Below are 21513 nucleotides of genomic sequence, written 5' to 3' on the forward strand. Positions count from 1 at the left end.
CGCCACTCCTCTCAGAGCCATTTCTGCAGCTCCACGAACAGCCGCGGCTGCCGGTCTTTGTCGGTTTCTCCCGGGCCAGTCAGCCGCCAGGCCAGCGACAGGTTGACCAGGAAGTTCCCCGGCTGCGCCCAGGCCAGGCCGAGTCCGGCCGCGGTGAGGGTGCGCCAGTTCTCCCCCGGGAAGGGGGCGTCGTGCATCTGCCGGCCGCGGCCGAAATCGTAGAAAAGGTAGGGGGTCAGCGACTCGCTGGCCGACCAGCGCCACTCCAGGTTGGAGATCAGCCCGTCGTCCACCAGCATTTCGCTGGAGGCGTAGCCGCGCACCGCGTGGGGGCCGCCGAGGGCCAGCTTTTCCGAGGAGTCCAGGTTGCGGCTGGCCAGCTGGAAGCCGACCGCCCAGTACAGGCTGTGCCGCGCCGCCAGCGCCTGCAGACGCGCCAGGTTGCCGCCGAGCTTGAAGAAGTCGCCGCCGGTGTGCAGGCCGTAGGGGCCGCGGTCGGCCTCCTCCTCGTCCTGGCCGCGGAAGTTCAGGTGGCCGAAATAGCCTTCCCCGCTGCTCGCCCAGTAGCCGCCGCCCAGCCAGCCGTCGCGCCGCTCCCAGGCCCAGCCGAGGCCCGCCCCGTAGATGTCCTTGCGGCTTTTCCAGTCGAACTCCTCGAAGCGGTCCTCCAGATCGCGGTACTCCAGGCGCCCGCGCAGCAACAGGTTCTGCGAGCGCTGGCGCAGCAGCGGCCAGCTCAGCAGCGCCTCGCCGAGATAGGCGGTGCCGGTCGCGTCCAGTTCGGACAACTGGCCGCCGAGGTTGTACTCGACCCGCGAGAAGGCCAGGCCGGCGCGCAGGCCGTCGCCGTTCAGCGGGCGCTCGTAGGCGATCCGCCCGTAGTTGACGTCGTTGTGTTCGGCGAGCAGCCCGTTCAGGTCGAGGTTGTCGCCCACCCCGCTCGGGCTGGCCCAGCGCGTCGAGGCGCCGATGCGGTTGCGCCCGGTCTCGCGGGTGCCGTGGTTGTCGGCATTCGCGGCGAACGACCAGCGCGGCGCCCGGGTGACTTCCACCACCAGATCGGCGGTGCCGGGTTCCACCCCCTCCTGCAGCCCCGAGCGCACCTGGATGCCCGGCTGGTCGGAGAGCAGCAGCATCGCCCGCTCATAGCTGGCCGCGCGCAGCGGCTGCCCCGGCTGCAGGGCGGCGAGGTACTTGCGCACCCATTCCTCGGAGAGCGGCGCGTCGCGGTCGAGTTCGACCACGATCCGCCCCAGCTTGCCCTCCAGCACGCTGATCTCCACCACCCCGTCGCGCACGGTCTGCACCGGCACCAGGGCCTGGGCCAGGAAGTAGCCCTCGTCGCGGTACAGCCCGGTCACCCGCTGCGCCAGCTCGTCGAGCTGGGCCAGCCCCACCGGACGCCCCACGTACTCCGCGGCCAGCGCCTGCAGGCGCTGCGCGGGGATCTGCGTGGCGCCGCGAAAGCGCACCTCGCGCAGCTCGAAGGTCGGCCCGCCGGCGGGCGGAGCGGCGGGCTGGGCCGGCTCCCCGCCGGCCGGCGCCTCCAGGCGCTGCTCGGGCGTGCAGCCCACGCACAGATTGCCCTGGCTGCCGGGCAGGCGCTGCAGGTCGCTCTCATTCACCCGCGGCGCCGCCCAGAGGGCTTGTCCGGCGCACGCCAGCAGGCCGGCCAGCGCCATCCTGCGCCAGGCGGACGGGGAGCGTGTCGGCCTGCCGCCCGGGGTTGCTTTCGCCGGTTTGCCCATCTCAGTCCCTCAAGGTGAGTCGCCAGTTGCCGATCAGGTTGAACGGTGCCCAGAAGAACGGATGGGCGGTCTGAGGCTGGCGCAGCACCGCCAGCTGGCCGGCCTGCATCGCCCGCTGCAGGTCGACGCCGCGGGCCAGTTCCCGGTAGAGGGTGCGCATCAGGCGTTCCGCCGCCTCGTCGGAGACCGGCCAAAGCGAGGCGATCAGCGCCGAGGAGCCCGAGGCCAGGAAGGCGCGGGGAAAGCCCTGCACCTCGTCGCCGCGCTCGACCCGGCCGAGCCCCGACTCGCAGGCCGAGAGGGTCACCAGCGCAGTCCCGGAAAGGTCCACCCCGCCGAGGTCGCGGACTTCGAGGAAACTGCGCCGGCCCTCCTCGTTGGCCAGCAGGATGCGCGAATGCAGGGGATCGAGCGGATCGGCCTGGGCATGGGCGGCCAGGTGCAGCAGCGATGCGTCGCCGGCGCTGCCGAGAAAGGCCGTGCGGGTCGCGGCCGGGCCGAGGAACAGCCGCTGGTGGGGAAACAGCGCGCCCAGCTCGCGGACCTCGCGGGCGGCGCCGGGCAGCTCGTACTCGTCGCTCACCCGCGGATTGCCGAAGGCGGTCAGTTCCGGCGGCGCCCGCGGACCGCGCTTCAGCAGGCCGACCGCGATGTTGGTCGACGGTGCCAGGGACAGCGGATGGCGCTCGATCAGCCAGGCGCCGTCGAGGCGCAGCGCCTGGAACGGCAGGTAGTGCAGCGGCCCGTGGGGCACCACGATCAGTCGCAGCCCCGGCCTCAGCCGCAGCGGCCCGAGCAGTGCCGCGCCCAATCGGTCGGCGACCGGCACCACGCTGCGCCGCCCGCCGGCCAGAGCATCGCGGAACGCCTCGACCAGCCGCGCCAGATCCGCGGCGGAGATCCGCAGGCTGTGGCTCTCCAGGCTGTGCGGGCCGACCGCCCAGACCAGCAGGCGCTCGGGCAGGACATGGAACTGCACCACCCGTTCGTCCTCGGCCAGCGCCTCCTGCAGCTGGGCCAGGCCGACCAGGCGGGTCATGTCGTCGGGCAGGCTGGCGCGCCCGCGCACCGCATCGAGCAGCGCCCGGGCGCGGCTGCGCTCGCTGGTCTCGAAGGCGCCCCGCTCGTCGCCCTGCCCGGCGTGGAAATCCACCGCCCGCTCGAAGATATCCTGCACGTCGGAGAACAGCCCCATCCGGAACTCCTCGCTGCGAAAGCGCGCGCGCACCGCATCCAGCCCCGCCAGCGCCTGCTCCAGCGCCTGTCCCTCGGCCTGCGGATGCCCCAGCGCGGCCTCGCTGCGGGCCAGGCCGTCCCAGGCCCAGACCTGGTAGTAGAGGCTGTCGAGGCCGGGCGGCCGGTCGAGCAGCCGGCGATAGCGCTCGGCCGCCTCGGCGGGCCGCCGCTCGGCCAGCAGGAGGCGCGCCTCGGTGCGCTGCCACTGCGCCGCCAGGGCCGGCTCGGCAGGCGGCGGCGCGGCCTCCAGCAACTGCCGGGCGCGGCCGAGATCGCCGGCGTCGATCAGCGCATTGACCAGCGAAGCCTGGATCAGCGGCCGGTAGCGCTCGGAAGCGCCGGCCAGGGCCGTCTCGTAGCTGCCCACCGCCGCGGCGTAGTCGCCCCGCCGGGCCTGCACGTCGCCGATCACCTTGTAGGCCGGACCGACCACCTTCTCCGGCTCCTTGGCGGGAAGGCGCAACGCCTCGCGGGCGAACGCCTCGGCCTTGTCCAACTGCCCGGCATAGCTGAAGGCGATGGCCAGATCGCGGCTGGCCAGCGCCTGCAGGTTGCCGTCGCCGGACGCCTGGCCCAGATGCAGAGCCTTGCTCGAGGCCCGCGCACTGAGCCGCAGCTCGCCGCTCTCGGCCAGCGCCACGGCCTGGCTGCAATACTGGTAGCCGCTGAGCTTGAGCGGGTCCCGCTCGTAGAGCAGCGCCCCCTCCTCGGTCAGCCCCAGCAGGGTGTCGGCATCCTTCAGCACCAGCGAAGCCAGCGGCGGCACCTGCGGATCGACCTCCGCCTCGCCGGCGGCGCCGGCGAACACCGGCCACACGAGCAACGGCAGCGCCAAGCCCGCCCAGATCCTCCGCCAACCCGCCGCTCCGCCCATCCGTCCTGCCTCCGCCCGCGGGAAAGCCCGCTCGTGCGTCGCTCCGGCCACCAACACGTAGTGGCCGCTCCGTCAAATGCAAAAGTCTAGGAGAGCGCCGGGGACGCTTGATTGGCCGGAAGGGATAGAGCGAAGTGGATAGATGGGGCTGCTCTGATTTAACGACAACCAGAGTTCCAGCCCCCGCAAACACCTTGAAGCTCTACCGCGCTGATTTTTCGGAAAGTTTTATTAAAACGGCTGCCTCATCCACCTCCTGCCGTTTTGCTGGCAAACATTCAGCCATTGGTCGTAAAACATCTGGACAGCCTGTACAAGAACTGTACGTCCCTGAACTTTAACTATCCTGTCATTCTGAGCATGCTCTCTTACATTTACATTCAGAAACCAGGTGGCATCCCGAATCAGGGAAAGATTAGCCACTGGTTTGAGATCGTTCCGGACACCTCACCAAAGGCAAAGCATGGATTTGCAAAGAGGTATCGGCCTGAATTGCCACGAAACTACCGTTTTCGAGCCATCGAGCACGAGGGCAGGAAATGTCGGGGCTAATTCGAACTTTCCCGAACAACACCATGCACAGAGCTTGAACTTGCCGAAACAGGGCGGCCTGCCGAGCCGCTCATCGGAATTAACCATACCACTGCATAGGCAAACCCGGGTCCGGTAGCGCGCCACAGATTGACCGTCTAGATTCAGAACGCGCTCGGCACAGGTTGCCAGCCCATAGCTGGCATGACATCCGGAGAGATCGCCCCGAACAAACCGGTAATTTCATCCGGAAACTACTGCTGTTTATCGTTCGGTTTGGCTGCAACCCAGAAGGTGACGTATAAAACATATTGCGAGGGATAGCCGTGAATCATCTAGCGAAGGACCGTCTCCTCCAGACAGCATTGCTGTTGAGTTCCACCCTGTGGATTGCCACGCCTGCACACTCATCGATTATCGGTGCCGATGGCGGTATTACCCTGTGGGTTTCCTACGATAATGTCGATGCCCCCGGGGCAAGCGTGGACGACAACGTTACCCAGATAAACAGCACTGCCGCCGCGAGTTGCACCCCCACGAACAACGCCCGCTCCGCACAAGGTGCACCCGATAGCCCCGGCTCATGCCCCGCGGCCGGTGGCGACACCTGCAGCGGTCGCGACAAGCTACTGGGCGATATCTCCAATCTCGCCGAATACATCTACACCTCCACCCATGGCACCCATTACCTGCGTCGCGTCTATGTCGCCGACCGGGGACGCGCCTGGAGCACCGCGGACATCAAGTGGAACATCGGCGGCGGCGGCTCAAGTGCCTGGCCTGCCGGCTGGAGGAATGTCGACCTGCAGCTCAGCCTCAACTCGGCCACCCGCAAATGCATTCACGATGTTCTCCACCACGAACTTGGGCACTATTTCTATGAACTGCCGGATCGGTACGCGAGAAGCGGCGACTACTACAAGGGTTCCTTAGACAATGGAGCCACCGTCTTCAATGTGGACGTGGACGAAGGCGACCCCAACACCGTCATGGCGAGCAACTTTCCGCACCGGTTCGTCGATACCACCAATGCCCGTCTGGTCCTGAGCTACGACCAGCCCGGACCCGGTACCACCAGCGGCGAGGAACTGACCCCCGACCTACTCGCCGACGGCAACCCGAACAACGATGGACCGGATCGAGCGCACCACGGGTTCACCACACCCTTTGCGCAGGATGAATGGAGCGTCATTCCAGGTACGCATGTGGACCTCGCCGGCGTCCACACCGAGGGCGACTTCAGCTCTCCCGGGCTGGGCGCCATGCCCGCCGTGGACGTGCGCTTCATCGGCGTCGACTCTCCCTTCCCGGGAACCGTGCTGCTGCTGGATCGCTCCGGCAGCATGAGCGTACAGACCAACGGCGTACCGGCCAGCCAGTATGTGCAGGAGGCGGGCCTCTACCTCTATCACAGCTCCGAAGAAGGGGATTACGCCGGCACCTTCCTGTACAACGACGCGGTGGAAAAACTGTTCGACTACGATCTGTACGACCCCGCCAACCAGCTCCCCACCGCGAGCTTCCGCACGGCCTCAGGCTTGACGAACATCGCCCTGGCCCTGGAAGAGGCCATAGACGCCATGATCGCGAAGCATGGCGAGGGGGGCGTCAACTCCGGCCAGATCGTCCTGATGTCAGACGGCAAGCAGACCACCGGCGACAGCCTCTGGGAGCAGGTCGATCGCGCCAACGGGCTGGGCATCCAGATCCATACCCTGACCTTCGGCAATGCCGACGCCACGACCATGCAGCAGATTGCCGACAGTTCGGGAGGCAGCACCACGTCAATGTCGGAACTCGACAGCGCTGCGGAACTCAAGCTGAACATGGTGCGCAAGCTCACTACACTGCGTGACAACAGTCCGATCTTCACCCACAAGGGAATCGTCACCAAAACCGGCGAAAGCGCCGGCAAGGAATACTTTTCCTCGGAGTTCCAGGTTCCCCCGAAAACCCAGAACGTACTGTTCTATGTATTCCTCGAAAGAAACAATGCCGCGAACCTGAACATCGAACTGATCGACAGCGATGGACAGCAGATCGATATTGCCGCCCAGAGCCTGGCACAACGAGGGCGCTTCAACGGTATCCGCGTACCGGATGCCAAAGCGGGCAAGTGGACGTTCCGGGTTGTCGCCGGCGACAACTTCAGCGGCAAGCTTCCCCTCGACGACAACATCGAGATCATCGCCTTCGCGGACAATCGGGAACTGAAGGGACATATGTGGCTCGACTACAAGAAGAAAGATCAAAAGTCCAGGCTCATCAAGGCCCGACTGGATTACCGATATCCTCTGACAAACCTGAATGTCGTGGCCCATATCTACGACGGCGCCAAACAGATCCAGACCATCGATATGTTCGACGACGGTAAGCAAGGCCACGATAGCGATGCAGGCGATGGTGTCTATTCGGGCATCCTGGATATCAAACCGATCAAGTCGTCCGATACCGATACCCAGAAGAGCAAATCCCCGAAAAAGGTCCGGATCGACGTGCAGTACTCGGTGACCCCAACCACGGTACCGGCGCCGAACGCCCATTACGAGACCGGCACCGACCTCGCCGCCTTGGTCGAGGACTACCGCAAGCTCGGCGTAACGCAATTCACCGCCTATTCGACCGAAACCACCCATGTATCTCCCGACGAACCTCCGGCCCCCTCCATGCAGGTAATTTCGCCCCGCAAGACGGCCCGTGTCGAGCCGGGCTCGGAAGGCGTGATCCGGGTGAGCGTCCGCGATGCCAGACCAATTCTTGACCAAGTTCTTGTCTCGCTTGGGCAGGGGATCGAAGCAAAAGCTACCTCCGTGAAGTCCGAGGACGACGACAAGGGGCTGGCCACAAGCATCGAGCTGACCTACAAGGTTCGGCAGGATGCCAAACCGGGTACCCGCAACCTGAGTCTGCAATTCGGAGACGTGCGCCTGACCCAGCAGAAGATGATCCGCGTGGATGGCAAGGATAAGGGCAAAACCGATGCCCACGAGACGGAAGCGGAAGCCGAGACCTTGCCGTGAGGAGGCTTGACAGGCCGTTGAAAACTTCTTTCGACATCCCGAACAACCCATCCATCAACCCGGCAATCCACTCTGCGTTCGGCCGGCGCCGCTTCGTACGGGGCTGTTCCGAAGCACCCTGGAAGGGAGCGCTACCGTGAGCGACCGGATCATCGGGCTTTTGCCTACCCTCTCCTGTTTCCTGCTCCGCCAACCGCCCAAGGCCCTGTGCCGTCGCCTCCTCCCTGCCCTGGGCGTGGCCCTCGTGCTGGGGGGCATGGCGCCCGTAATCCACGCGCAACAGGCCGAGCGCCCCGCGGTCCCGCTGTACGACAACCTCGGCAGCCATCACTACCCCATCACCACCTCGGTGCCCCTCGCCCAGCGCTATTTCGACCAGGGCTTGCGGCTCTACTACGCGTTCAACCACCAGGAGGCGATCCGCGCCTTCGAGGAGGCCGCCCGGCTCGATCCGGACTGTGCCATGTGCCAGTGGGGCATCGCCCTCGCCCTCGGCCCCAACATCAACGCGCCGATGGACGCCGCCGCCGGGACCGCCGCGCATGCCGCGGTCCAGAAGGCGCTCGAACGCAAGGCGAATCCGACGGAACAGGCGCTGATCCGTGCCCTGGCGACGCGCTACGCCGTGCCCCCGCCCGCCGAGCGGAGCGCCCTGGATGCGGCCTATGCCCGCGCAATGGGCGAGGTCGTCCGCGCCTACCCGGAGGATCAGGAAGCGGCGACCCTCTACGCCGAATCCCTGATGGACCTGAGCCCCTGGCAGTACTGGAGCCAGGACGGCCAGCCGCGGCCGGATACCCCCGAGATGCTCGCCCAGCTGGAGCGGGTGATCGCGGCGAACCCCAATCATCCGGGGGCGTGCCACTTCTTCATCCATGCCGTCGAGGCGACCCAGCCGGAGCGGGCGGTTCCCTGCGCGGAACGGCTCGCCGGCCTGATGCCCGGCGCCGGCCATCTGGTGCACATGCCCGGGCACATCTACATCCGCGTCGGCCGCTACGAGGACGCCATCAAGGCCAACGAGCACGCGGTGCATGCCGACGAAACCTTCATCCGCGACCAGAACCCGGCGTTCGGCGTCTACCTGGCCGGCTACTACCCGCACAACTACGACTTCCTGGCCTTCGCCGCGAGCATGATCGGCCGCAGCGGACAGGCGCTGGCCGCCACACGGAAGATGGCCGAACTGGTTCCGCAACCGATGCTGCGGGAGCCCGGGATGACCTTCCTGCAGCAGCACCAGGCCCGGCAGCTGCAGATGCTGGTGCGCTTCGGCCGCTGGGACGAAATCCTCGAGGTGCCGGCCCCGCCGCAGGACCTGCCCCATGCCCGCGCCCTCTGGCATTACGCCCACGGCCGGGCGCTGGCGGCGCGCGGCGACCTGCCGGGCGCCGAGGCGGACCTGGCGCCACTGCGCGCCACGGCGCAGGACCCGCGGATGACCGCGCTGCGCCTGGAGTTCAACAGCTCGGGCGCGATACTGAAAATCGCCGCCGAGGTGCTCGCCGGCCAGATCGCGGCGGGGAAAAAGGCTGTCCCCCAGGCCATCGACCACCTGCGCGAAGCCGCCCGCCTCGAAGACGGCCTGATCTACGGCGAACCCCCGGAATGGACGGTGCCGGTACGCGAGGAACTCGGCCTGGTGCTGCTCGCGGCGGGCCGGAACGAGGAGGCCGAGCAGGCCTTTCGCGAGGACCTCAAGCGCTTCCCGGAGAACGGCTGGTCGCTGCACGGGCTAGCCCTGGCCCTGCGCGCGCAGAACCACGGCGAGGAAGCGGAGGCCGTCATGGAGCGCTTCCGCAAGGTCTGGGCGGGCGCCGACATGCAGTTGGCGGAGGCGCGCTGAGCCCGTCCGCCACCCGGACGGCCACTCGCCGCGGCGCGATCCGGGAGCGGATGGACTCATCATCGGCTGCCGGAGCCGTGCGGTCCGCTCAGGCGACGGCGGTCCGGAAGGGCACGATGACGAAGTCCTCGCTCTGCTCGGTCCTCACCCCGGCCATGCCGGAAACCACTTCCGGCTCCGCGAGCATGGCCTCCTGGATCAGTCCCGTAATTGGCTCGTTGAGGGGCCGGACTTCCCGGCATGCCCCCCTCCCCACCCCACCCTGACCTGCGTCAACTCCTTGCCCTCGGGCACCCGGCCACCTTCGACTAAAGCAGAACAGCAGGCCCTCAGTCCGCGTGTCAGGATGGAAACACCCTGATTCGTCCATGTTCCACAAGAACGCCGGGCACATCCAATTATAAAAAGTTCATTTGTGGCCCGTAGTGGCCATATATCGACCAGTTTCAGGAGTCTCAATGTCCGCCATGTCCGCCCGCAATATTCTGGTAATCAACTGTGGTAGCTCGTCGATCAAGTTCGCCTTGGTCAACGAAGCGCACACAACCTTCCCTCTGCAAGGATTGGCCGAGCGCCTCGGCAGCCCGGAGGCAGTCCTCCACTGGCAGTTTGGCGATACCAAGGAAACCCTCAATATGCCGGGCGCCGACCATCAGGCGGTGCTGTGCAAGATCCTTCCGCTGGCCCAGGAGGCCGCCGGTGGCCAGCTCAGCGGCATCGGCCACCGCGTGGTGCATGGCGGCGAGCACTTCACCGAAGCCCGTCTGATCGACGAGTCGGTGATCGAAGGCATCCGCACCAGCGCCCAGCTGGCCCCGCTGCACAACCCGGCCCATCTGGTCGGCATCGCCGCGACCCTGTCGCTGTTCCCCGACCTGCCGCAGGTCAGCGTGTTCGATACCGCCTTCCACCAGAGCATGCCGCCCCACGCCTACCGCTATGCCGTGCCGGAATTCCTGTACAAGGAACACGGCGTACGCCGCTACGGCTTCCACGGCACCAGCCACCGCTACGTCAGCAAGCGCGCCGCCGAGATGGTCGGCCTGCCGGTGGAAGACAGCGCCTGGCTGTCCGCCCATCTGGGCAACGGCTGCTCTACCTGCGCCATCGTCAACGGCGAGAGCCGCGACACCAGCATGGGCCTGACTCCCCTGGAAGGCCTGGTGATGGGCACCCGCAGCGGCGACGTCGACCCCAACCTGCACAGCTACCTGGCCCGCGCCCTGGGCTGGAGCGTCGAGCAGATCGACCGCATGCTCAACAACGACAGCGGCCTGAAGGGGCTGTCCGGCCTGTCCAACGACATGCGCACCCTGTCCGAAGCCCGTCTGAGCGGCCATCCCGGCGCCATTCTGGCCTTCGAGGTGTTCTGCTACCGCCTGGCCAAGTCGCTGGCCAGCATGGCCTGCGCCCTGCCCAAGCTGAACGGCCTGATCTTCACCGGCGGCATCGGCGAGAACTCGGCCGCCGTGCGCGAGCACACCGTGGCACACCTGAAGCTGTTCGGCTTCCAGCTCGACGCCGAAGCCAATGCCCGTTGCACCCGCGGCGTGGCCGGCGAGATCCAGGCGGCCGGCAGCCCGCTGGTTCTGGTGGTGCCGACCAACGAGGAACGCCAGATCGCCCTGGACACCCTCGCCCTGCTCGACGCCTGATCGAACACCCGCGCAGACGGGAAGCACCGATGTAACGAAACCCGACGACCTTCATGGCGTCGGGTTTCGTCATCCCGACCTCCCGCCGGCATCACGCCCTCTACAGTCTGAGCAAGAGACCCATGCACACTCTGTTTCTCGCCCCCACCGGTTACGCCGTCGGCCTCAACTCCATCAGCCTCGGCCTGATCCGCACCCTCGAGCAGGCCGGCCTGAAGGTCGGCTTCTTCAAGCCGATCGCCCAACCCTTCCCCATCGACCAGGGTCACGAGCGCTCCTGCCTGCTGGTCGAGCGCACCCTGGGCCGGAGCACGCCCGAACCGGTGCTGCTGGATCAGGTGGAGCGCCAGCTGGCCGACGGCGACATCGACCTGCTGCTGGAGGACGTGGTCAGCCGCTACCAGCAGGCCGCCGCCGGCAAGGACGTGGTGATCGTCGAGGGCATGGTGCCGACCCGCGATACCGACTACTCCGCCTACCTCAACCCCCTGCTGGCCAAGAGCCTGAACGCCGAGCTCATCCTGATCGCCGCCCAAGGCAAGGACAGCCTCAAGCAACTGGCCGAACGCATCGAGATCCAGGCCCAGTTGTTCGGTGGCGCCAAGGACCCGAAGGTGCTCGGCACGATCATCAACAAGATCGACAGCGAGGACGGCGTCCCGGCGTTCGTCGAGCGCCTCAAGGAGCATCTGCCGCTGCTCGGCAGCGCCGACTTCCAGCTGCTCGGCGCCATTCCCTTCGCCGAAGAGCTGAATGCCCTGCGCACCCGCGACGTGGCCGAGCTGCTCGGCGCCCAGGTGCTCAGCGCCGGCGAGGCCGACCAGCGCCGGGTGAACAAGATCGTCCTGTGCGCCCGCGCCGTGCCCAGCACCGTGCCGCTGCTGCAACCGGGCGTGCTGGTGGTGACCCCGGGCGATCGCGACGACATCATCCTTGCCGCCAGCCTGGCCTCGCTCAACGGCGTGAGGCTGGCCGGCCTGCTGCTGTGCAGCGACTTCGCGCCGGACCCGCGCATCATGGAACTGTGCAAGGCGGCCCTGGACGGCGGTCTGCCGGTGATGAGCGTGACCACCGGCTCCTACGACACCGCCACCAGCCTGTTCGCCCTGAACAAGGAAACCCCGGCGGACGACATCGAGCGCGCCAGCCGCGTCACCGACTTCATCGCCAGGCACCTGCACCCGGAGTACCTGCACTCCCGCTGCAGCCTGCCGCGCGAGCTGCATCTGTCTGCGCCGGCGTTCCGCTACCAGTTGGTCAAGCGCGCCCAGGAAGCCGACAAGCGCATCGTCCTGCCCGAAGGCAACGAGCCGCGCACCATCCGCGCCGCCGCCATCTGCCAGGAGCGCGGCATCGCCCGCTGCGTGCTGCTGGCCAAGCCGGAGGAAGTCCAGGCCGTGGCCCGCGAACAGGGCATCGCCCTGCCGGCCGGCCTGGAGATCCTCGATCCGGACGACATCCGCGCGCAATACATCGCCCCGATGGTGAAAATGCGCACAGGCAAGGGCCTCACCCCGGAGATGGCCGACGAGCAGCTCAAGGACACCGTGGTGCTCGGCACCATGATGCTGGCGCTGGACGAAGTGGACGGCCTGGTTTCCGGCGCCGTGCACACCACCGCCAACACCATCCGCCCGGCCCTGCAGTTGATCAAGACCGCCCCGGGCTACAACCTGGTGTCCTCGGTGTTCTTCATGCTGCTGCCGGACCAGGTGCTGGTCTACGGCGACTGCGCGGTGAACCCCAATCCGAGCGCCGGCGAGCTGGCCGAAATCGCCCTGCAGAGCGCCGAGTCCGCCGTGGCCCTCGGCGTGCATCCGCGCGTGGCGATGATCAGCTACTCCACCGGCGACTCCGGCAGCGGCGCCGAGGTGGACAAGGTCCGCGAAGCCACCCGCATCGCCCAGGAGCGCGCGCCCGGCCTGCCGATCGACGGCCCGCTGCAGTACGATGCCGCCTCCGTGGCCAGCGTCGGCAAGCAGAAGGCGCCGAACAGCCCGGTCGCCGGCCAGGCCACCGTGTTCGTGTTCCCCGACCTGAACACCGGCAACACCACCTACAAGGCGGTGCAACGCAATGCCAACTGCATCAGCGTCGGCCCGATGCTGCAGGGCCTGGCCAAACCGGTGAACGATCTGTCGCGCGGCGCGCTGGTGGACGACATCGTCTTCACTATCGCCCTCACCGCGCTTCAGGCCGCCAGCATCGCCAAGCAGAAGCGGCAGAAGGCCCTGGAACAGGGCCAGGTGATCGAGGCCTGACAGGCCGGTGCTGGCGCCGCCACACGGAAGCGGTCCGAACGGGTTCCGCAGCCGCTGCGGCGGGCGCCCGGCCCGGGATGACCTTCCGGCCGCGGCAGCAGATCCGGCAGTTGCCGGCGTCCGGTGCCGCGGGCGGCGCGCGCAACAGCGCTTCGCCCCGCCTTTCGCTATCGAGAGACGCTCATCCCGTGGACTTCCGGCACCGGTAGCGAACGCGCCCAGCCCTTCAGGTCGCCGCCCCTGGGAAAGCCCGTGAAGGTGGGGCCTTCGAAGCGGAAGGTGGTGAGACCGCCGCCGAGCTGTCTGCGCACCCCGGCCGTCACCGGCACCCCCCAGGCGCTGGCGAGCGCCGAGACCAGGCGTTGCCCGTCGCGGCCGGCGCCCACCCGACAGCCGTGCAGCTCGGCACTGCCGAACGGGGCGAAGATCCCGGCGAGGGGCGCGACGAAGCGCGCCAGGCTGTCGAGGAACGTCACGCCGAATTCGGAGCTGATCTCCGAGCCCGTCCCGACCGTCACCCCCATCGACCCCGGACTGCCGTGACCGTGGAAACGCAGGAGCACCACGTTGCCCGCACCGGCCTGCGCCTGGATCTGGCGCATCGCCTCCTGGACGCCGTTGCACATCCCGAAGTTGACGACCGGCACACCGCCGGTACCGCGAATGGCCGCGTCCTCGTAGCCCATGTCCTTCGACTGGGTCAGGTCGACCGAATCGATCACCTGAAGGTTCTCGCCTTCGCTCAGGGCGCGCCAGGTGCTCTGCCCCACCACGCCGTCGGCGATCAGATAGCCCTTCTCCAGCTGGAAACCGTGCACCGCCTCGCGGGTCTTCGCGCCGTAGATGCCGTCCACGACCAGGTAGGCGCCCTGCCGCATCTTTCGGTTGAGGAGGATCTGCACGGCCACGACGCTGGGCAGCCGGTCGCCGTATCGAAGCAGGGAGTACATGAAGGCCTCCGCCAGGTCAAAGGATGGGGTATGCCGTCCATGGACCGGACTCCCGGCTCACACCCCACCGAAGACCGCACCGGCCGCAGGCGGGCAATCCGTGCCGGGTGAGTTCTGAATGTAGACGCTGGTGCCGGAAACGCCACGGCGTCGAGGCCGTACCCATGCCGTCCGACGCGCCGCCCCTCAGCGCGCCGAATGCCCGCGAGCCGCGGCGGCATCCCGCGCGGCATCGCCGTACAGGCCATCCAGGCTGTTGACCATCACCACCGCCTCGGTTCGGTTGTGCACCTTGAGCACCCGAAAGACCGCCGCCAGATGGATCTTCACCGTGCCTTCGCAGATGCCCAGCTCGCGGGCGATGAGCTTGTTGGGCTTGCCCTGGGAGAGCAGGCGCAGCACCTCGATCTGCCGCTCGGTGAGCTGGCGCTGCAGCAACTCCAGCGCATCGGCGGAGTCGTGCGGGAGCGCGGCCTTCTCCAGGGAGCCGGAGAAGCCGGGCAGGCCGAGGACGATCGGCGGGATATAGGTGCCGCCGACCAGCACCAGGCGCACGGCGGAGAGCAGGATCTCGGCGTTGTAGGCCTTGGGCAGGTAGCCGCGCACGCCGAGGTCGAGCAGCGCGCGGATCAGCGAAGGATCGTCGGAGCCGGAGAGCACGATCAGCGGCAACGCAGGATGACGCTCGCGCAGCCGGGCGATGTGCTCGCAGTCGCGGGCGCCGGGCATCGCCAGGTCGACCAGCGCCAGGTCCGGCGCCTCGCCGGCGGCCGCGAAGAGTTCGTCGAGACGGCCGGCGCAGCGGAACTCCACGTCCTCGCCCAGTTGCGCCAGCTTGGCTTGCACCGCCGCGACGATCAGCGCGTGATCGTCGGCAATCAGGATCTTCATCGTTGTCCGTGCCTTTCCGAAGCTGCCGCACCCGGACTCCCATACGTCACACGGCAGACCCACAGCATAGGCCACTCCGCCTAGAACAACGGCCCTATGGCCGGGCTTCCCGACGACCTGAAAGAATGCCGGCAGCCCGCCCGGAGTCGCCGCGCATGGAAATCCGTCTGTGTCTGGCCCTCGGCGCCCTGCTCGCCGGTCTGGCCGTGGGCGGCCCGGGCATCGCCGCCGGCCCGACCGCCGCCACGGCCCCGGAGGGCTGGCGCGCCGACCGGGGCGTGCTGTTTCGCGTCGTCTCCCGCCGCCACGCGCCGCGCGGCGCCGCCGCACCGCAACCGGCCTTCAGCCTGATCCTCGGCACCCTGCACTTCGGCTCGCCCGAAGCACTGGGCCTCGATTCGCCGCGGCTGCAGGAGCGGATCGGCCAGATGCACGGCTTCATCGGCGAAGTGGACGACCGCGAGCCCTGGCGCCCGGCCTTGCAGCGCTACCGCCTGCTCGACGGCGCCGCCACGTTGCCCGGGCTGATCGGCGCGCGGCGCTTCGCCCGGCTCGCCGAACGCCTGCCGCTGCCCGGCGCCGAGCTGCCGCGCCTGCGTCCCTGGGTGGTGCTGGCGCTGCTCGAAGGCCGCGGCGAAATCCCCACGCCGGTGCCGCTGGACGAGCACCTGCAACGCTGGGCCGAGCAGCGCGGACTGCGGGTCCGCGCCCTGGAAACCCTGGAGCAGCAGCTGGCGGCGCTCGACTGCGTGCCGCCACAGGAGCAGGCCCTGGTGCTGCGCCAGCGCCTGGACCGGGCCGACGACGGGCGCGCCGCGGCCGAGCGGGTACTCGGCTACTACCGCACCGGCGACCTGCCGGCCTGGTTCGACGAGGAACTCGCCAGCCCCGGCCTGGACCGCCAGGCGGCGGCGCTGGAGGCCCGCGCCCGCGACTGCCTGCTGGACTCGCGCAACCGCCGCTGGCTGCCCCGGCTGGCCGCCGAGCTGCGCCAGGGCGGGGTGTTCGTCGCCGTCGGCGCGCTGCACCTGACCGGTCCCGCTGGGTTGCTCGAAGGCCTGCGCCGGCACGGCTACGCTGTCTACCCAGAGCCCCCCTGATTCCCGGAGAACATCTTGAAGTCGCTGCTCAAGGCTGTCGCGCTGCTGGCGCTGCCGATCCTCGCCGGCTACCTCGCCTGGCTGGGGCTGTCCGGTTCGCCGCAGGACACGGCGACCCTGGAACAGCGCCTGAACCAGGAACTGCAGGGCTATCACTGTGCCGAGCTGGTCGCCAACGTCGGCGCGGACGGCGCGGTCCGGGTGGTGGGCCACCTGCCGCGCATGGAAGACCTGCCCCGGCTGCGCCAGTCCATCGAGGCGCTGCCCGGCGTGAAGGTCGCGGAATTCGAGCTGGCCGTGCGCATCTGGCCGCACTGCGAAACCCTGGCCCTGCTCAAGCCCTGGCGCGAGCGCAACCTCGACGGCCGGCACGGCCTGACGATCAAGCCGGACACCGGCCACCCGCTGCTCTTCACCGAGGGCGAGCGGATCGTGATCCGGCTGCAGCAGGCGGATTTCGACGGCTATCTCTACGTCGACTACTACACCGCCGACGGCAACGTCATCCACCTCTACCCGAACCGCCGGGAGCCCGACAGCGGCCGGCAGATCCGCGCCGGCGAAAACTTCACGGTCGGCGAGCGCAGCCCCGAGGGCTGGGAAATCGGTCCGCCGTTCGGCCAGGAGCTGATCAGCGCGATCGCCGTGGCCACCCCGCTCTACCCCGGCGAACGGGCGGAGTTCGAACCCGCCGCGGCCTACCTGCCGCAGCTGCGCCAGCTGCTCGAGGCACGCCGGGACGACCCGGCGCTGGTCGCCGACTTCCTCTTCCTGGAAACCGCGCCGGCGCCGTAGCCGCCAGGGCGCCCGTCAGGCCGGCGCCCTGACCGCGCAGTTCGTCACGGCCATCACGCTGAGCGGCTGCAACTCGACCGACTCCTCGGGGGCGACCCTCGGCAGCAACCGATCCAGCCGCGCCAGGGTGTTGCGGCCGACGCGGCCGTCCCACTGGTCGGGCTGGCGCGGAAACTCCCGGCGCTGGAAGGCGAGCACCGCCTCGTGGGTTTCCGTACCGAACCGGCCGTCCGGCGCACCGGCCGGTCCGGCGGGAAAGGACCGCGGCAGCGCAAAGCCGAGCGCCGCAAGGGCCTGCTGGATGCGCCGCACCGCCTCCGGCTCGTCCGCGGGCGGCGCCCGCTTGACGACCGGGCCGCCCGAGGCGGCACTGTCGAGCCGGGCGTTGCCGGCGAGGATTGCGGATTCAAGCACGGCGAGGGCCTCCCCTTCGTTCCGGCCGCGCACGGCTCATGGCAGCAGCCTCGCCCTGCCCAGATAGTCGCGCAGCGGCTGGTCGAACTGGCGAGCCGCCTGCACCGTTCCGGTCCACAGCGACTGGGCCATCGGATGGTGCACCGGATCGTGCCGGGTATCCCGGTCGTACTTGTCGTGGACCGCCTGCATCAGCGCCTGGCCGAAGTGGGCCTGCACCGCCCGGATCTCCTGCAGCCCCGCCGCCGTGCTGGGATAGTCGCGCCGCTGCAGGACCGCCAGTTCGCGGAAGAGGTCGCGGGCCAGCAGCGCGCCGATCAGGTAGTGGGTCTGCTCGTGGCCGAGCAAGGCGTCCTGCTCGGCCCTGGGCCAGCCGAACAGGAAAGCCGCCACCCACGACCGGGCGCGGTCGAAATTCACCGTCACGCTCGGCTCCGCGCTGATTCGGAAACGTCGCGGGCCGCTGCCCGGCAGCGGCACCAGACGCAGCGGCCCGAGGTTCAGACCGACCGCGGTCTGGGCCGCGATGGCGAAGACGCCGGGCGCCGGCGTCGGCAGGGTGCGCCGGCTGAAGTCGTTCCAGGTCAGGACCCGGTCCAGGGCATTGGCGGGCAGCAAGGGCATCTCGGAGCCTCCGGGCAGGACGCCTTCAGCGGGGCGTGGCGGTAATTTCCACCCGCCGGTTGGCCGCACTGCGCGGATCGGCCGGGTCGAGCAGTTCGCCGAAGCCCCGGCCCTCGGCGCCGATCCGCGAGCCCTGGACGCCCTGGTCGATCAGGTAGGCCTTGACCGAGGCGGCGCGGCGCCGGGAGAGGGCCTGGTTGTACTGGGCCGACCCCACCGCGTCGGTATGGCCGATGACCGTGAAGGCGTAGTTCGCCAGCTCGCCGGAGGACAGGGCGCTGGCCAGCTTCTGCAGCACCGCATGGGAGGCCGGCGACAGCCGGTCGGAGTCGAAGTCGAACTGCACGCGCATCGACAGGGAGCCGCTCGGCGCCTGGCCGGCCTGCCCCGCGGCGCTGCCGCCCTTCGCCGCCGCGCCGGGACGCAGCCCGCGGGTCCGCGCCTCGCCCGCCGCCCCGGCCTCCCCGCCCTTGAGCTGGCGCACCATCTCGTCCACCGAGAGCGCGTTGTCGTCCGCGCCCCGCACCGGCCCGGCGACGGACAGGGCCAGCAGAACGCCGCACAGCGCGCCGCAGAGGAGCGGCCCGCGCGTGGAAGAAGATGCCGCAAACATGGTGGTGCCCTCGTGCAGACGTTGAGGCCTCCTGGCGTGGCTTGCACTCCCGTCCCAAAGCCTAGCAGAGGCAGCTCAGGGCAGCGCCGAGAGCGGCAGGCGGTACAGCGCCGCGTCCGCCGGCGCGGCGCCGAAGCGGACCCAGTTGGCCGGGTCGGCGAGGAGGATCTCGTAGAGATGGATCTTCGCCTCCAGCTCGTCGACGAAGGCCTCCTGCTCGGCCGCGCTCAGCGACAGCCAGCGCGTCGGGGTCATCCCCAGCGCCGTGCCGAGATAAGGCAGGCCCTCCAGGTACTCGCCAAGCCGGGCGCCGTCGAGCGGCCCCTGCCCCAGCGTCGCCGGATCGCGGAGCAGCCGGGCGCTGCTGCCGGCCAGCGCCAGGAAGAACGCCTCGGGCGTCGTCCGCCGCTGGTGCAGAGCGGCGACCATGGCCTTGAGGCCCTGCCGGAAGTCGCCAAGCTGCTGCCGGCTGACCAGCACACAGACCTCGAAGGCCGGCCGCAGCGGGTCGCTCGGGTCGCGGTCGCTGGTCCAGGCGCTGTCCAGCGACGGCGCCCGGCTGGCGGCGCGGCGGCCGAGAAACGCCAGGCGCAGGGCGCGACCGAGGGCGGCGGAACGGGCTGCCAGGTCCGTCCCCGCAGCCGGCGCCGGCGGACTCGGCGAGCCGTCGCGCGCCGCCTGCAGCAGCCCGTCGAAGGCCGTGGCGAGCCCGTCGAAGGCCGTCTCGAACGCCCCGGCCGCCGCGCCGGCCGGCACGTAGAACTCGCCGAGGCGCGGATCGGGATCGCCGCTCAGGGTCCGGTACTGGCGCTCGGCGAGGGCCTGCTCCGGCGTTCCCGGAGCGCCGCCCAGGTGCAGCGCGAAGAGTCCGATGCCCCGGGCGCGGGCCGCCTCGCGCACCTCGGCGGCATCCAGCCCGGTGTGGCCCTGGGGGTCCCGGCCGGGCAGCGCGGCGGCATCGGAAATCAGCAGGATCAGCCGTCCGTCGTAGGCCGACCAGTCCAGCCCGCCGACCGCCCGCATGACCCCGGCGAAAGCGTCCTCGCGGCCATCGGGACCGTCCGTCGCGACGGCCGCGAGCCGCCCGGTCGCCTCGACGAAGCGCCGCGGGTCGCCACCGGCATCGAGCGCGGCCAGGACCTGCGCCGGCGCATCCGCACCCGCCGCGCCGCCGAAGCCGACCAGGGCGAAGCCGACCCCACCCGGCCCGGCCCGTTCGGCGAGGCGCCGCGGTAAGTCCCCGGCGAGCCGGCCCAGGCGCTCCAGATAGGGATGCATGGACGCCGAGGTGTCCACCACCAGCACGATGGCGAGGCGCGGGGCGGCGCCGGCGGGCGCTGCGCCCTCCCCGGCCGGCGCCGTATCGCCGGGATCGAGGGAGGCCACCCGGAGCAGCTGCGCCGGCTGCCCGCCGGCGGCGAGGATCGCGCGCGCCTCGAGGATCGGCAGCAGGTAGAAGCGTTCGGCGGGGACCGCGCTCTCGACCGGCTCCACGCCCAGCAGCGGCCCCGCGCCGCCGCTGCGCGCCGCCTCCCGCATCGCGCGGGCCTGCTGCGGATCGGCGAGGAGCCGTTCGAGGCTGGACGCATCGCGCAGGAACAGCGCCGGCGCGCGCCCGCTGCGCGCGGCGAAGCGCAGCACCAGGTTGTGCCGCCACTCGACGACCTGCGCGGCCGGCAGCCAGCCGTCGCGCCGTCCGTCGTTGCCTGCGCCGACCTCCAGCCAGAGGGCCTCGCCGAGGACCTGGCGCCGGTAAACGTAGAACACCGAAAAGGCCGGCGGCGCCTCCCCCTCGGCCGGCGCGCCCGGCGCGGCGGACAGGCGCGCGCCGGGCTTGCCGAGCACCCGCTGGAAGAGGCTCTGGCGGCCCTCCAGGCGCAGCGGCCGGTCGCGACTGGCCGGTGTCGCCAGCGCCGGACCGGCCGCTGCGCCCGGCTCCGCCTCCGGCGCCCGGCCGAACCACCAATAGCCGCCGCCGGCCAGTGCCAGCAGCCCGGCCAAGGCCGCGACGAGCAAGGCCGCCGGTCGGCGAGTCCCGGCGTTCGGCGCCGGCGGTGCGGCGCTGGCCGTCCCGCGCGCCGGCACGGCCGACGGGACGCTCGCGAGCGGTTCGAGTGCCGGCGGCAGCGGCATGATCCGCGTCGCCCCGGCCTCCTCCGCCGGCGCGGGCGGCGGCAGGCGGTCCAGGGCGGCGAGCAGCGCGTCGGCATCGGCGAAGCGCTCGCCCGGCTCCTTGGCCAGCAGGCCGCGCAGGATGCCCTGGTAGCGGCCGTGGACCGGCGGCAGCTCGGGCAGCGGTTCGGTGAGCTGGGCGAGCGCCGTCGACAGCGAGTCGTTGCCGCGGTAGGGCGGCTGGCCGGTGAGCATCTCGTAGAACACCACGCCGAGGGAGTAGAGGTCGGCGCGGCCGTCGAGGGGCTGGCCGCGGGCCTGCTCCGGGCTCATGTAGCCGGGCGTGCCCACCGAGAAGCCGGCCTGGCTGAAGCGGGTGCGTTCGTCGCGGGACTTGGCGATGCCGAAGTCGGAGAGCACCGCGGTGCCGTCGGCGCGGAACAGGATGTTGGCCGGCTTGACGTCGCGGTGGACCAGCCCCTGGGCATGGGCGTAGCCCAGCGCCCGGGCGATCTGGCGCAGCCAGTCGAGCGCCTCGGCGGGCGCGACGCCGCGGGCGATGCGCTCCTTCAGGGTGCCGCCGGGCAGGTACTCCATGGCCATGTAGTAGAGATCGCCGACATGGCCGATGTCGTGGATGGTCACCGTGTTGGGCTGGGAGAGCCGCGCCAGCATCCGTCCCTCGCGCAGGAAGCGCTCGCAGAATTCCGGGTCGGCGGCCAGCGCGGCGGCCATCACCTTGAGCGCCACCCGGCGCTCCAGCGAGCGCTGGGTCGCCAGGTAGACGGTGGCCATCGCGCCGGCGCCCAGCTCGCGCTCGATGGCGTAGCCGGGGATCTCCAT

General features: G+C 69.7%; 14 protein-coding genes. 6 read left to right on the forward strand and 8 right to left on the reverse strand.

Going from position 1 to position 21513, the window contains the following annotated elements:
- Positions 1 to 11: 11 nt before the first annotated feature.
- A complete protein-coding gene (locus tag BMY22_RS01625) occupies positions 12 to 1682 on the reverse strand; it encodes a ShlB/FhaC/HecB family hemolysin secretion/activation protein (protein WP_167363685.1) in 1671 nt (556 codons plus the stop codon).
- 67 nt (positions 1683 to 1749) lie between these two features.
- Positions 1750 to 3819: a CHAT domain-containing protein gene (locus tag BMY22_RS01630; RefSeq protein WP_208599209.1), complete on the reverse strand. Its 2070-nt coding sequence runs from the start codon at positions 3817 to 3819 to the stop codon at positions 1750 to 1752.
- 941 nt (positions 3820 to 4760) lie between these two features.
- Between BMY22_RS01630 and BMY22_RS01635 the strand changes: the two genes are divergently transcribed.
- The 4 genes from BMY22_RS01635 (at position 4761) to pta (ending at position 13171) form a co-directional block, all read left to right on the forward strand.
- Entirely contained in the window at positions 4761 to 7409 is a 2649-nt protein-coding gene (locus BMY22_RS01635; RefSeq protein ID WP_143068438.1) for a VWA domain-containing protein, read from the forward strand.
- A 136-nt stretch (positions 7410 to 7545) separates the two neighbouring features.
- Entirely contained in the window at positions 7546 to 9255 is a 1710-nt protein-coding gene (locus BMY22_RS01640; protein ID WP_244158771.1) for a tetratricopeptide repeat protein, read from the forward strand.
- Positions 9256 to 9722: 467 nt separating this feature from the next.
- A complete protein-coding gene (locus BMY22_RS01650; RefSeq protein WP_090619113.1) occupies positions 9723 to 10910 on the forward strand; it encodes an acetate kinase in 1188 nt (395 codons plus the stop codon).
- A gap of 122 nt (positions 10911 to 11032) precedes the next feature.
- Entirely contained in the window at positions 11033 to 13171 is a 2139-nt protein-coding gene (pta, locus tag BMY22_RS01655) for a phosphate acetyltransferase (protein ID WP_090619041.1), read from the forward strand.
- 167 nt (positions 13172 to 13338) lie between these two features.
- Here pta and BMY22_RS01660 read toward each other — a convergent pair whose 3' ends face one another.
- Together BMY22_RS01660 and BMY22_RS01665 are read right to left on the reverse strand one after the other, a co-directional pair.
- Positions 13339 to 14121 carry a peptidoglycan-binding protein gene (locus BMY22_RS01660; RefSeq protein ID WP_090619042.1) on the reverse strand — a complete coding sequence of 261 codons (783 nt, stop codon included), beginning with the start codon at positions 14119 to 14121 and terminating at the stop codon, positions 13339 to 13341.
- Between the two features lie 186 nt (positions 14122 to 14307).
- Entirely contained in the window at positions 14308 to 15012 is a 705-nt protein-coding gene (locus BMY22_RS01665; protein WP_090619044.1) for a LuxR C-terminal-related transcriptional regulator, read from the reverse strand.
- A 155-nt stretch (positions 15013 to 15167) separates the two neighbouring features.
- Between BMY22_RS01665 and BMY22_RS01670 the strand changes: the two genes are divergently transcribed.
- The gene (locus tag BMY22_RS01670; RefSeq protein ID WP_143068439.1) at positions 15168 to 16112 is read left to right on the forward strand and encodes a TraB/GumN family protein; all 945 of its coding nucleotides are present in this window, start codon (positions 15168 to 15170) and stop codon (positions 16110 to 16112) included.
- A gap of 15 nt (positions 16113 to 16127) precedes the next feature.
- Positions 16128 to 16907, forward strand: a complete 780-nt coding sequence (locus tag BMY22_RS01675) for a DUF4384 domain-containing protein (protein WP_090619048.1) — start codon at positions 16128 to 16130, stop codon at positions 16905 to 16907.
- A 15-nt stretch (positions 16908 to 16922) separates the two neighbouring features.
- Here BMY22_RS01675 and BMY22_RS01680 read toward each other — a convergent pair whose 3' ends face one another.
- The 4 genes from BMY22_RS01680 to BMY22_RS01695 form a co-directional block, all read right to left on the reverse strand.
- Positions 16923 to 17321: a peptidoglycan-binding domain-containing protein gene (locus tag BMY22_RS01680; RefSeq protein WP_167363686.1), complete on the reverse strand. Its 399-nt coding sequence runs from the start codon at positions 17319 to 17321 to the stop codon at positions 16923 to 16925.
- Between the two features lie 36 nt (positions 17322 to 17357).
- Positions 17358 to 17945, reverse strand: a complete 588-nt coding sequence (locus BMY22_RS01685) for a hypothetical protein (RefSeq protein ID WP_090619051.1) — start codon at positions 17943 to 17945, stop codon at positions 17358 to 17360.
- 25 nt (positions 17946 to 17970) lie between these two features.
- Positions 17971 to 18558, reverse strand: coding sequence for an OmpA family protein (locus BMY22_RS01690; RefSeq protein ID WP_090619052.1), 588 nt, complete (start codon positions 18556 to 18558; stop codon positions 17971 to 17973).
- Between the two features lie 75 nt (positions 18559 to 18633).
- A complete protein-coding gene (locus BMY22_RS01695; protein WP_090619054.1) occupies positions 18634 to 21513 on the reverse strand; it encodes a serine/threonine-protein kinase in 2880 nt (959 codons plus the stop codon).

Source organism: Azotobacter beijerinckii (assembly GCF_900110885.1).
Lineage (GTDB): Bacteria > Pseudomonadota > Gammaproteobacteria > Pseudomonadales > Pseudomonadaceae > Azotobacter > Azotobacter beijerinckii.